The organism is Brevibacillus brevis (assembly GCF_900637055.1).
GTDB lineage: Bacteria > Bacillota > Bacilli > Brevibacillales > Brevibacillaceae > Brevibacillus > Brevibacillus brevis.
The window spans coordinates 2,872,969-2,886,448 of record NZ_LR134338.1; the positions used below are offsets into that span (position 1 = coordinate 2,872,969).

A 13,480-nucleotide genomic window follows, 5' to 3' on the forward strand; every position below is an offset into this window, starting at 1 on the left:
AATTAGTGAGAATCAAATGGGTGGGATGAGAGTGACAAAGTTGAAGAAAGAGAACATACAAGACATGTACCACTTGTCACCGATGCAGGAGGGGATGTTGTTTCATTCCCTCCTCACCCCAGAGACAAGTGCCTATTTACAGCAGTATGAGATCTTGCTTGAAGGCGATCTCGATGCCAATTTATTGCAAAAGAGCTTCCATCTGTTGATAGAGCGTCATGATGTGTTGCGCACGACGTTCATATTTGAGAAAGTAAAGCGGCCGTTGCAAGTCGTCTTTTCGAGCTGGCCCAAGGATCTGGAGTTTCTTGATCTGACAGACGTGCCGGAGAGCGGAAAACAGGACGCAGTCGAATCTTTTAAGCTCCGTCAGTTGGAACACCGATTCGATCTGTCCAAAGATCCGTTGATTCGCTTGGCACTGCTCCAGACGCATGCAGAGAAGTACACGATGGTGATCTCCTACCACCACATCTTGATGGACGGATGGAGCATCGGAATTATCTCGGAAGAACTGTTCGCCAACTACGAAGCCCTCCGTAATGGTGACCCTACTTCGGCGGTGCGTGCCTATCCTTACAGCCGCTACATTGATTGGCTGTCCCGTCAAGATGAGGAACAGGCGGGTAGGTTCTGGCGTAGAAGGTTGGAGGAGTATGGGCAGACAGCCGTCGTACCGCAGCAGAGACCCTCTGTACCGGAGCATTACGATCCTCGAGAACTGGTTGACAGATTCGATCTGGAAGTGAGCTGGAGGATCCGTGCTTTTGCCAACGATCAGGGTGTAACACTCAATTCGTTGATACAGACAGTCTGGGGGGCGGTGCTCCAGCGATACAACCAAACCAATGATGTAGTGTTCGGCACGGTCGTGTCCGGCCGCCCGGCTGACCTGCCGGGTATTGAGCAAGCGGTGGGACTTTTTATCAACACGGTCCCTGTGCGGGTGTCGAGCAGCCCAGAGACTTCGTTCGCAGATCTCTTGCAGCAAGTTCATCGCGCAAGCATCGAAGCGCAACCATTTGATCACTACCCATTGCGTGAATCACAGAACGGGAGTGAATTGAAGCAGCAGTTGTTGCAGAACCTGCTGATCTTTGAGAATTTCCCGGTGCAGGCACTGACCAAGGCGTGCCGACAAGAGCGACTTGGGTTTCAGATTCTTGAGGTGAAGTTGTTTGAGCAGACCAACTACGACTTTAACCTGATCGTCGAGACAGGGGACGAATTGACGATTCGACTGAGTTACAACGCCTTCGTCTATGAAGAGGCGTTCGTCCGCCGCGTCTCCGGCCACTTACGTCGCTTCCTAACGGCTGCGATGGAACGACCTTATGATCGGATCGGTGACTTGGATTTTCTTGGGGAGGAAGAGCGGGAACAGATTCTGTTCGGGTTCAACCGGACAGAAGTACCATTCGCCTGGGACGTCCTTGTCCATCAAGCGTTTGAAGCTCAAGCTGCCAAGACGCCGGACAGGACGGCGTTGGTACAAGGCGTCCGCAGCATGACGTACAGACAACTGAATGAACGGGCCAACCAATTAGCCCACCGTCTGCGCGCTACTGGCGTAACACCGGGGCAAATTATCGGTCTGATGGCCGAGCCCAGCCCGGAGATGGTCGCGGCGCTGCTGGCGATTCTTAAGGCAGGTGGCGCATACCTGCCGATTGACCCGCAGTTTCCCCCAGATAGGATCGACTATCTTTTGAAAGACAGTGGTACAGCTCTTCTACTGACAGAAACGGCATTTTTGGCCCAAGTGCCGGATACCATGCAATCACTTCTGCTGGATCGGGAGGAACTGTTCACTGGCTTGAGGGACAACCTGCCTGCCGTGCAGACGTCGAGAGATCTGGTGTACGTTATTTACACTTCCGGTTCGACGGGACAGCCCAAGGGCGTATGTGTCACACATCGCAATGTCAGCAATTTTTTTGCCGGGATGGATCTGCGTGTGCAGCCGCAGGAGGATGACGCGCTGCTTGCTGTGACGACGTTCTCATTTGACATTTCCGTCTTGGAACAGCTCTGGACGCTGACACGGGGGATACAGGTCATATTGCCGGAGCAAAAGCCGTTCGAACGATTCGACCGCTATGGGCAGGGGGATCTTCAGAACAAAATGGATTTCTCTCTGTTCTTTTTCTCCAGCTATGATCACTCTCAAGAGGGCGGTAAGTACCAATTGCTGCTCGATTCCGCCCGGTTTGCTGACGACAACGGTTTTACAGCAGTCTGGACACCGGAACGCCATTTTCATGAATTTGGCGGATTGTATCCGAATCCGTCGGTCATTTCGGCTGCGTTGGCTATGGTCACGAAACACTTGCAACTGAGATCGGGCAGTGTGGTCTCGCCTCTGCATAACACGTTGCGCATCGCAGAGGAATGGGCGGTCGTCGATAACTTGTCGAACGGTCGCGCAGGCTTGTCGTTTACCGCTGGGTGGCATGCGGACGACTTTGCCTTGCAGCCGGATGTCTACAAGATGCGTCACGAGGAGATGTTCCGCCAGATCGAGGAAGTCAAACGGTTGTGGCGCGGGGAGAAGGTGTCGGTTCTAAATGGAGTAGGGCAACAGATCGAGGTACAGACGTATCCACGACCTGTGCAGGCCGAACTGCCAGTTTGGGTCACCACGTCCGGTAGCCGAGAAACGTTCGTCCAAGCAGGCAAGCTCGGAGCCAACGTGCTCACCCATCTGCTTGGACAGGACACAGAGGAGCTGGCGGAGAACATCGGTCTGTATCGACGCACTCTGGAGGAACATGGATATGCGGCCGACAGCGGACGCATAGCGCTGATGCTCCATACATACATAGGTGATGAACTCGAAGTTGTGAAAGCCATGGTCAGAAAGCCATTTTGCGACTATCTACGCTCCAGCCTCAGTTTGATTCGCAACCTCGCACAGGCCCTGAATGTCCCAGTCGACCAACTGGGTGACGAGGAAACGATGCAGACGTTGCTCGACTACGGATTCGAACGTTACTGGCAAACTTCCGCATTGCTTGGAACACAGGAGTCTTGCGAGCAACTCGTTCGCAGGCTGGCCGCGATCGGAGTTGATGAGATCGCCTGTCTAGTCGATTTTGGTCTGGCGCCGGATGACGTGATCCAAGGCCTGAAGCAGCTCGCTACCCTGCGTGCCACCTTCAAAGAGGAGACGGCTGTCAAAGCAAAGGTCATGCGTCCGGTGACGATGTTGCAGAGCACACCGTCGCGACTCAAGGCTCTGGTCAAGGAAGAGGGGTCTCGCCGATTCCTGCGTTCCTTGCGCACGATCCTTGTAGGTGGGGAACCATTCCCGTCAGATCTTGCTACTGAGTTGAAACGGATGACAGACGCCCGTCTCTTCAACATGTACGGACCTACAGAAACCACCGTCTGGTCGGCCGCGTTTGAACTGTCACGCGAGAATAATCAGCTTTGCATCGGGACACCAATCGCCAACACGCAGATATACATCCTGGACGAGAACGGGCAACCCGTACCAATCGGCATACCCGGAGAGGTTTGCATCGGCGGGGAAGGAGTCGCTGAAGGATATTGGAACCGTCCAGAATTAACGTCAGAACGCTTCGTGCCAAACCGCTTCACCGAACATGGTCACCTGTATAAAACGGGAGATCTGGGGCGTTTTAGAGCAGACGGGTCGATCGAATTATTGGGGCGTCTGGACGAACAGGTCAAGGTACGTGGGTATCGAATTGAAACGGGGGAAATTGAGACGCTGTTGCAGCGTTATGATGGCATTCGTGAAGCTGTCGTGCTCGACCGAGAAGATCAAGCAGGGGAGCGGTATCTCTGCGCGTACTTGGTGTCGAACCAGCCGGTGCAGGAGCAAGCGGTGCGAAGCCATCTGAGCCGTTTCCTACCGTATTACATGATTCCTACGCAGTTTATCCAGATCGACCGAATCCCGCTCACGCCAAATGGGAAGATCGATCGTAAAACTCTACGGGCTTCCGATTACGAGACAAATTCCTCGCAGTCAGGTTATGAAGTACCTCGCAGCGAAGTTGAAAATATCCTCGTCGACATCTGGGAGAAAGTGCTTGGTCGACAGCCAATAGGTATCCACGACAACTTCTTCAAACTCGGGGGAGATTCGATTCGTGCTTTGCAGATCGTGTCTGCGCTGATGAAGTACGACTACAAAGCAGATATCAAGCATCTATTTGAATACCCGACGATTGCACAAATGAGTCTGTTTGTCCAGAAAAAAGAGCGCAAAGTGGATGGGTGCTCAGCAGGGGAGGAAGGCGAGGTTACCCTCACGCCGATCCAGCATTGGTTCTTCGAACAAGATCTGACCGACCCTCATCACTACAATCATGCCGTGCTGATCAAGGGTCGCCACGGTTTGGACGAACGCGCCGCAAAGGCCGCGTTGCAAGCTTTGGTAGAACATCACGACGCACTGCGAATGGTGTTCGTCCGCGAGGGCACTGCTGTACGAGCACACAATAGACTCTTCCAAGACAGCATTTTCGGCTGGCGAGTATTTGATTTCCGAGCGGAACTGAATCTGGAGGATAGAATGGAACGGGAGGCGAATCACCTGCAGGCCGGACTGAGTTTGGCCAAAGGTCCGCTAGTTCAAGGCGCTCTCATGAAGACCCAAGTAGGAGATCATCTACTGTTGGTTATTCACCATCTCGTGGTGGACGGTATCTCGTGGCGCATCTTGCTGGGTGATTTCTCCATTGCTTATCAGCAAGCGTTGCAGGGAGAGACGGTCTCGCTTGGGGACAAGACGATGTCCTTCCAGGAGTACGCAGCTCGCTTAGCGCAGTACGCCCAAAGCGATGCGCTCTGGCAGGAGCGGGACTACTGGATGACGCTGGAACGGGCTGATTTGCGCCCTCTTCCCAACCTGAAGAGTTTGGCCGAGGGTCCGCGCATGTTGGACAGCGCACTGGAGACAGTCATCTTCACGCCAGAGGAGACGCGCCGACTTCTGCAAGACGCCAACCATGCATACAACACGGAGATCAATGACCTACTGTTGACAGCGCTCGCCAGGGCCGTCCATCAATGGACCGGGTTGAATCAGGTGTTGATCGATCTGGAAGGGCATGGACGGGAACCGTTTGAGGAAGATCTGGATGTTTCCCGCACCGTCGGCTGGTTTACTTCGCTGTATCCGGTACTGCTCGACGCATTAACTGGTGACGATATCGGTGGCCAGATCAAATACATCAAAGAGAGCTTGCGCCGCATCCCCAACAAGGGACTTGGCTACGGTGTCCTCAAATACCTGACCCGGCGCGAAGGCGAACGAGCGCTACCGTCGCTTGCGTCGCAGATTCTGTTTAACTATCTGGGGCAGTTCGACCAGACGGTGCCGCAAGATCTGTTGTTGCTGTCAGATCTGCCAGTCGGTCGTGCGATTTCGCCCCGTTCAGAACGCCTTTACGCCCTGTTGATCAACGGCCGTGTGATCGACAGTGTTCTGACGATCAGTTTTGACTACCATAACCAGCAGTTCGACCGCGCACAGGTGCGTGAATTTGCTGAACTGTATCGGGATCAACTGCTGATGCTGATTGATCATTGCGCAAGCCGTAAAACGATCGAATTGACGCCGAGTGATCTGTATTATAACGACCTGTCCATCGAGGAGTTGGACGAACTCACAGACGAGGTCGCCGCTACCCTGACAGACTTGGGCTTGGAAGACGAGGGATGACACGATGGCAAAAAAAATAGAGATTCAAAATATTTATCCGCTCAGTTCTATGCAGGAAGGTCTCCTGTTTCAGTCATTGTTGAATCAGAAGAGCACCGATTATGTTCTTCAAACGGAATTTAGTATTTGCGGAACGATCGAACCGAAGTTGTTCCAAGAGGCCTTCCAGCGGTTGATTGATCGGTATGACATCCTGCGGACAATTTTTACACACAAAAAAAAGCGGCCTCTGCAGATTGTGTTGCGTCATCGTAAGGCGGAAGTTCAGCTGGAGGATTATCGTGAGCTTGAGACGGTGGAGCGGGAGCGTGCAGTCACCGAGTTCAAGCGCTGTGACTTGGAGCGCGGATTTGATCTGACAAAGGACCTTTTAATTCGGACTGCAATCCTTCGTACAGAGGAGCAAGCCTGCAAACTCATCCTGACCTACCATCACATATTGATGGACGGTTGGTGTCTGGGCGTGATTTTTCACGAGCTTACGGAGATCTACCGGAGTCTTCTGGCTGGGAATGAACCAATTTTGGAGACGCCCTACCCATATGGCCACTACATCAAGTGGCTGGAAGCACAAGACAGGTCATTAGCCGCCAACTTTTGGGAGCAAGTAGTGGAGGGCTATGATCAGCCTGCCTTGCTTCCTCGAACGGGTACAATCCTCGCGCCAGGTAAGTTCGAAATGCGCAAGAGATCGTTCGCGTTGGATCAAACGGTTACAAAACAACTGCACCAGATCGCCCAGGAAACGCAAGTGACGCTTTATACCGTCATGCAAACGCTGTGGGGAGTGTTGCTTCAAAAATGTAACAACACTGATGATGTGATATTCGGGGCTGTGGTTGCCGGCCGGCCCGCGGGGCTTCCTGGAGTGGAGCGCATGGTCGGACTCTTTATCAATACGATACCGGTGCGTATTAAAGATGGTCACGATATCTCTTTCTCAGACCTGTTGCAGCAAGTGCAGCGAAATACGGTGGAAGGAAACCCCCATGAATACTTCCCCTTGCACCAAGTGTTTTCGAGGTCTTCACTTAAACAAAATCTATTCAACCACATCATCGCGTTTGAAAACTATCTGCTGCATGAAGAAATGCTTGGTTCGAGTGACTCCGAGACGGGATTTACAATCACTGATGTCGAGACTTACGAGCAGACCCAATACGATTTTCATGTGATCTTTGTGCCAGGGGAGTCCCTTCAGGTTCATATGACATATAATGCACTCGTCTATCTTGAGGAAGATACGGCGATGATCGAGCGATATTTTCGAGATTTGGTTCGCGTCATTCTGCAGTCTTTGGACAAGCCTTTACTCGAAGTGGAGCTGGTCTCGACTCGGGAGCGGCATCAGCAGTTGAGCATCGCCCGTGAAAACCTCGTCCTCTATCCGGAACACGAGACCCTCACTTCGCTGTTTGAAGCTCAGGCAGTCAGAACACCTGACCGCATCGCAGTCGTATGTGGAGAGGAATCCCTGACTTACCGGGAGCTCAACGAGCAGGCTAATCGTGTTAGCCGACGACTTCAACAAAAGGGTACAGGTGCTGATCGCTTGGTCGCTCTGATGGTGGATCGCAAGCCGGAGATGATCGTGGCGATGCTTGCAGTGCTGAAAGCCGGCGGCGGGTATGTACCGATTGATCCGGACTATCCGCTGGACCGCATCCGTTTCATGCTGGAAGACAGTGGGGCTTGCGTACTGCTCACCGAAAGGGAACATGTGGATAAGGCGTTGGGAACGTCCATTGAGATTTTGCAGCTGCAGGATGCACTGACAGAAAGGGACACGAGCAATCCACCTCCCGCTTCCCAGCCCGAGCATCTTGCTTATGTCATCTATACGTCCGGCACAACCGGACTGCCGAAGGGGGTCATGGTCGAACATCGCAACGTCGTGCGCCTATTCTTCCACGAACGGAACTTGTTTGATTTTGGACCGGATGATGTCTGGACGATGTTTCACTCCTATTGCTTTGACTTTTCCGTCTGGGAGATGTACGGGGCCTTACTGCACGGCGGCCGACTTGTTCTCGTACCGAAAGAGGCCGCACGCGATCCGCAGGCGTTTCGTCTACTGCTAAGCAAGGAAAAAGTCACAATCCTTAATCAGACCCCGACAATGTTCTACCAGCTAATCGAGGAAGAAAAGAGGCATCCCGAACAGATCCTGCACGTGCGGAACGTGATTTTTGGCGGAGAAGCGCTCGCACCCTATCAATTGCGCGAATGGCGCTGCCGCTATCCTCAGACAACGTTGATCAACATGTACGGCATCACGGAAACAACGGTTCATGTGACGTACAAGGAGATCGATGATGTGGAGATTGAGTCTAACCTCTGCAACATTGGGCGTCCAATACCCACCTTATCGCTGTATGTGTTGGATCGTGGCATGAATTTGCTACCCCCCGGCATGACAGGCGAAATCTATGTCGGCGGGGAAGGGGTGGCACGTGGCTACCTGAACCGCCCGGAATTAACAGCCGAGCGTTTCCTATCCAACCCTTATCTACCGGGCGATGTATTGTATAAAACGGGCGATCTGGCTAGATGGATGCCCAATGGCAATCTGGAATACCTGGGACGAGCTGATCATCAGGTGAAGATACGCGGATACCGGATTGAGACGGGAGAGATAGAGTACAACTTGAGCCAATTCAATGGGGTTCACCGGGCGGTCGTGCTGCCTCGTGTCACACCGGGCCGCCCTGTTGAGCTTTGCGCATATCTAACAGCCGCTGTTCCTCTCGTCGCGGAGGATTTGCGCACCTTTTTACAAGACACATTGCCTGCTTACATGGTGCCCGCCTTCTTCTATCAGGTGGACACCATCCCGTATACGAGCAACGGTAAAGTGGATGCAAGTGTGCTCCGCGCAAGCGGTAAGGCACTTGGATTTTCGGAAGCGTCTATCAAACCGCTTGGTGCTGTGGAGCAGTCCCTTTATGAGCTGTGGACACAGGTGCTCGGGCATGACAGATTTGGCGTTTATGATCATTTCCTTGAGGTCGGGGGAAATTCGATCCTACTGATCCAACTGCACAATCAATTACAAGAGCGCTTTCCTGGCAAGCTGACAATAGCCGATTTGTTTACGTTTGCTACCATAGCGCAACTCACAGATAAGGTAACCGAGACTGTAAAAGCACCGGGTGCTAAGGCGTTGAAGGGAATTCTGCTTCCGAGAGAATACTATGCGGCAGGAACAGGGACCATAGCGTACCGGTATGTGATGACCTCCGATCTGATGGAGCGACTGGATGAGATCGCCGCCTTGGAGCGGGCGAATGTCACCGACATCCTGCAAGGTCTGTTTCTCTACGTGCTGGCGGAAGTGACACAAGCCGCTCACGTTGCGTTGCATCTCGTCAAGAGCGGTAAGGCCTGTCAAGCGGTTTTCGAGAGGGAACACCACTCTAATTTTGGCGACCTGTTTCGCCTGGTAGCAGCAGTAAAAGCGGATGCTAACCTTGCTTATGATGGGGAGGACGTTTATCGCGCACGGCTGCTTGCGGAGCGCGGTACCGTCTTCGCAGCGTTCGCGGAGGAGGGGGAGAGGCTCGCCCCTTATGACTTTGGAATCGAATGGCAGGCCGCCACGGTCGAACTCCGCATGGTGGTCAATCAAGACCGAGTGGCGGCAGAGAAGCTCCAAACCCTGCACAAGCAATTTATCGGGTTCATAAAACACTTCACCCAACAATACACGTCCGTTCAAGGGAGTTGACCCTGACGATGAAAGCAAACGGCAAGACTATTGCTATTTTTCCGTTTACAAAGCCGGAGGATCAGGGGCTTGACCCGAATCACCTTGAAAAATGGCAGAAAAGACTGCAAAAGGAGAAGGTCACCAGTTGCCTGATTATTAAGAACGGGCATTGCGTGTTCGAATACTACAAAAACAAAAAGATCGAAAGCAAACCGCAAAAAATCCACTCGGTGACTAAGAGCATCGTCTCGGCCTTGGTCGGCATTTGCTTCGACCAAGAGCTTATCCCGAGTCTGGATACGCCAATCCTCGATTTTTTCCCTAAATATGCGGAGTTGGAGCAGGACCCTCGCAAACGGTCGATCACGGTCAATCATCTGTTGACAATGACGCCAGGGTATCACTGGCCGGAGTTTGGCGAATGGGAAGCGTTCAGCCACATGTTTTACGCATCAAACTGGGTGCGATTCGTTCTAGAGCGGGAGTTGGAATGTGATCCTGGAACGCGGATGAACTACAACACAGGCGCTACGCATCTTCTGACAGCCATTGTGCAGAGGGTCAGCGGCATGAAGGCGTCCGAGTTTGCTGATAAACACTTGTTCAAACCGTTGGGCATTACTGAGTACATTTGGCACGAAGATCCACAGGGCATCAACAACGGTGGCTCCGGGATGATGATGCATACCTTGGACATGACCAAGTTCGGCATCATGTATCTCAACGAGGGTAGGTACGGTAAGAAACAGATCGTGTCGAAGGAATGGGTGTCTAATTCGATGACCCCGCAATTTATGACCTATGAAAACATTGGCCACTACGCTCGTCATTGGTGGGTCGGCCCACTAGATCGTGAACAGCCTTTAGAAGGGGCCAATTTGTTCTACTTTGCTCTCGGCTATGGCGGTCAATTCATTATCGTTCTCCCTGCCTATCAAATGGTTGCGGCAATTACAAGCGAGCTGTACGAATCCTCCCTGTTACCCCTGAGCTTGTTCCGCGAGCATATCGTGCCCGCGTTGCTCAGAGCGGGTAATGGAAGCAGTGAGTCCGTGTAAAACGTACCGGACTTGCAACGGGAGCCAGAAAAAAGGAGCGGATCAACATGCGCATAGGAGTGATTGGAGCAGGTGTGATGGGAGCCGGAGTAGCACAAACTGCTGCTCAGGCCGGCCATCAGGTCATTTTGATAGATCTCACTGCAGAGGTTTTGCAAAGGGCGGAAGCTCAAATTTACCAAAATGTGCGCTTCCGGGGGTTCTATGACAATAACCTGGAATTTGAGCCGGTCGGTGATGTAATGAAGCGAATCTCGTTCACCACCGACTACGAAAGTCTGAATGATGCCGATCTGGTCGTCGAAAATGTTCCAGAAGTGTGGGATATCAAACAAAGCGTGTATCCGATCTTAGATCGAGTCTGTCCAGAGCGTACGATCTTACTGGTCAACACTTCCTGCATCTCGATCACCAAGATTGCCGGACTTACGAAGCGTGCGGATCGAGTGATCGGTGTGCATTTTATGAATCCGGTGCCCATGAAACCGACTGTGGAAGCGATCAAGGGTTACCACACATCGACGGACACCATCCAGGCGACCATGGACTTTCTCGCCACGATGGGCAAGGAAGCGATCTTAGTGAACGACTTGCCAGGATTTGTTTCCAACCGTCTGTCACATCTCTTGATGAATGAAGCTGCCTTCGTGGTGCAAGATCAGGTCGCCGATCCGAAAGATGTCGATGAGATCTTTGTGAAATGCTTCGGGCATAAGATGGGACCTCTTGAGACGGCCGATTTGATAGGCCTCGACACGGTCGTGAACTCCTTGGATATCCTGTACGAGAGCTACCAAGATTCCAAGTTCCGAGTCTGTCCCCTGCTGCGTAAGATGGTGGAAGCTGGTCTTCACGGCCGTAAGACAGGCCGCGGATTTTATACTTACAGTTAACGCGCAGGAAGGCTTTTGCTATGGATGATAACAACACGTTCATTCGTGGTTTTCGATTGATGTTTTTTAGAAAGTAAGAACTTGGGGAAGTCTGCCTAACGGTGGACAGCACAGGAGGGACTGTGGTATGAAACCCACAACTGCACGGAAGACCGACAAGAAAATAAAATGTGTCATCTGGGATCTTGACAACACGATCTGGGATGGTGTCCTCATGGAAGATCAAAACGTACGTCTGCGTGACGGAGTCTTGGATATCATCAAAGAACTGGACAAAAGAGGCATCTTGCAGTCCATTTCAAGCAAGAACGAACATGAAATCGCCTGGAGAAAAATTGAAGAATACGGTCTCGGAGAATACTTCCTCTATCCACAAATTAATTGGAATTCCAAGTCATCGTCTATCCGTTCTATCGTATCCTCGATCAACATTGGCCTAGATACGGTCGCCTTTATTGACGATCAGGCGTTTGAGTGGGAGGAAGTGGCTTTCGAACTGCCGGAAGTGATGTGCATCGACGCAGGCGATCTGACCGGGTTGCTAGACATGCAGGAGATGAAACCAAAGTTTATCACGTCCGATTCGAAGATACGCCGCCAGATGTATCGCAGCGATATCGAGCGAAACAAGCTCGAAGAAAACTTTACTGGTCCCAAAGAAGAGTTTCTCGCATCCCTTGGTATGGTCCTGGCGATCACCAAAGTGACTGAGGATGATCTGCAGCGCGCTGAAGAGTTGACGGTTCGCACAAACCAGTTGAACACCACCGGATACACCTACTCCTATGAAGAATTGGACGAGCTACGTCAGTCAGAAGACCATCTCCTACTAATTATGGAATTAAACGACAAGTTCGGTACCTATGGCAAAATCGGACTGGTTCTGATTGATTGCACAGTGAAGGGAGAGTGGACACTCAAATTGCTCCTGATGTCCTGCCGAGTGATGTCGCGGGGTATCGGATCGATCATCATCAACCATGTGTTGCACATGGCTAAAGAGCATGGAGTCCGTTTGAAGGCGGAGTTCGTCAAGACAGATCGTAACCGCATGATGTACGTAACATATAAGTTTTCCGGGTTCAAGGAAATTGAAGTGCAAGGTGACAAAGTCATTTTTGAAAACGACTTCTCCGTACTAAAATCCTATCCAGAGTATGTAAAAATCGAGCTTAAGTAGAACCAGTAAACTCGATAGCAGAAGCACGTCAAGTCAAGCCAGATGGGTATAAGGGTTTATCGCTTTATCTGTGGAGATGAAGCGATAAACCAAGTGTACTTGTGCGTTATTAATTGTGCAAAATCAGTTTCGTACCTATTTTTCGTAATTATTGAAATTCATAAAGGCATGGAAATATCCGAAATAAGGGGCAAAGTTATGCAATCGATAAAACTATTCGCTATTCCTTTTGCAGGAGGTTCAGCTAACTTCTATTTTAAATGGAAACATCTCCTCTCACCACAAGTGGAAGTTATCCCCATGGAACTTCCCGGACGGGGAGCAAGGATTAATGAGAAGCCTTTTACGTGCTTGGAAGATGCTGTAGAGGACCTCATAAAAAAAATAGATCGGGAGTGCGTTTCTGAACCATATGCACTATTTGGACATAGCATGGGTAACTTACTTGCCTTTGAATTAATGCAGCACATTCGGAAGGAGAATTTGCCTTTGCCGGTATGTGCATTTTTATCCGGTCGGCGTCCTCCTCACATAATTGAGGAGAGAAAACGTTATCTAATGTCCGACGACGATTTTGTAAAGGAACTAGTGGAGATGGGGGGGACCCCACAAGAAGTGCTTGAGAATAGGGAGCTACTAAAATTGTTCTTGCCGGTCTTGCGAGCAGATTTTCAATTGGTTGAGACTTATCATCAGCCAGAAGGAAGAGAACTTCTTGACGTTCCGTTCGTAATTTTGAGTGGAATCAAAGACACAATTGCCAATGCTGAGGACATGGAAGGGTGGAAGTCCTATACGAGGTCTTCTTGTCAGATCGTTTATTTTAACGGAGGGCACTTCTTTATAAATGATCATACAGATGACATCACTCAGATAGTGAAAAATCAACTTACATGATTAACTTGAACCAAAAGTTAAGGAGAAGGTAAACCACAAGGGGAG

6 protein-coding genes are annotated in these 13,480 nt (G+C 51.2%); all 6 read left to right on the forward strand.

The genetic code is table 11. From position 1 onward, the window contains the following. Positions 1 to 31 precede the first annotated feature (31 nt). On the forward strand, positions 32 to 5,698 hold the full coding sequence (locus EL268_RS14000; RefSeq protein ID WP_164724475.1) for a MupA/Atu3671 family FMN-dependent luciferase-like monooxygenase: 5,667 nt from the start codon (positions 32 to 34) through the stop codon (positions 5,696 to 5,698). A gap of 4 nt (positions 5,699 to 5,702) precedes the next feature. Beyond that, on the forward strand, positions 5,703 to 9,425 hold the full coding sequence (locus EL268_RS14005; protein WP_106655466.1) for a non-ribosomal peptide synthetase: 3,723 nt from the start codon (positions 5,703 to 5,705) through the stop codon (positions 9,423 to 9,425). Between the two features lie 8 nt (positions 9,426 to 9,433). After that, a complete protein-coding gene (locus tag EL268_RS14010) occupies positions 9,434 to 10,465 on the forward strand; it encodes a serine hydrolase domain-containing protein (RefSeq protein WP_164724476.1) in 1,032 nt (343 codons plus the stop codon). A gap of 47 nt (positions 10,466 to 10,512) precedes the next feature. Further along, a complete protein-coding gene (locus EL268_RS14015) occupies positions 10,513 to 11,358 on the forward strand; it encodes a 3-hydroxyacyl-CoA dehydrogenase family protein (RefSeq protein WP_174769473.1) in 846 nt (281 codons plus the stop codon). 127 nt (positions 11,359 to 11,485) lie between these two features. After that, entirely contained in the window at positions 11,486 to 12,538 is a 1,053-nt protein-coding gene (locus EL268_RS14020; protein WP_106655463.1) for an HAD-IIIC family phosphatase, read from the forward strand. Positions 12,539 to 12,736: 198 nt separating this feature from the next. Beyond that, positions 12,737 to 13,435, forward strand: a complete 699-nt coding sequence (locus EL268_RS14025) for a thioesterase II family protein (protein ID WP_164724477.1) — start codon at positions 12,737 to 12,739, stop codon at positions 13,433 to 13,435. Positions 13,436 to 13,480 lie beyond the last annotated feature (45 nt).

Excerpts from the sequence above, each read along its gene's own strand:
- EL268_RS14025 (WP_164724477.1), top strand. The coding sequence starts at position 12,737 with ATGCAATCGATAAAACTATTCGCTATTCCTTTTGCAGGAGGTTCAGCT.
- EL268_RS14005 (WP_106655466.1), top strand. The coding sequence starts at position 5,703 with ATGGCAAAAAAAATAGAGATTCAAAATATTTATCCGCTCAGTTCTATG.
- EL268_RS14020 (WP_106655463.1), top strand. The coding sequence starts at position 11,486 with ATGAAACCCACAACTGCACGGAAGACCGACAAGAAAATAAAATGTGTC.
- EL268_RS14010 (WP_164724476.1), top strand. The coding sequence starts at position 9,434 with ATGAAAGCAAACGGCAAGACTATTGCTATTTTTCCGTTTACAAAGCCG.
- EL268_RS14015 (WP_174769473.1), top strand. The coding sequence starts at position 10,513 with ATGCGCATAGGAGTGATTGGAGCAGGTGTGATGGGAGCCGGAGTAGCA.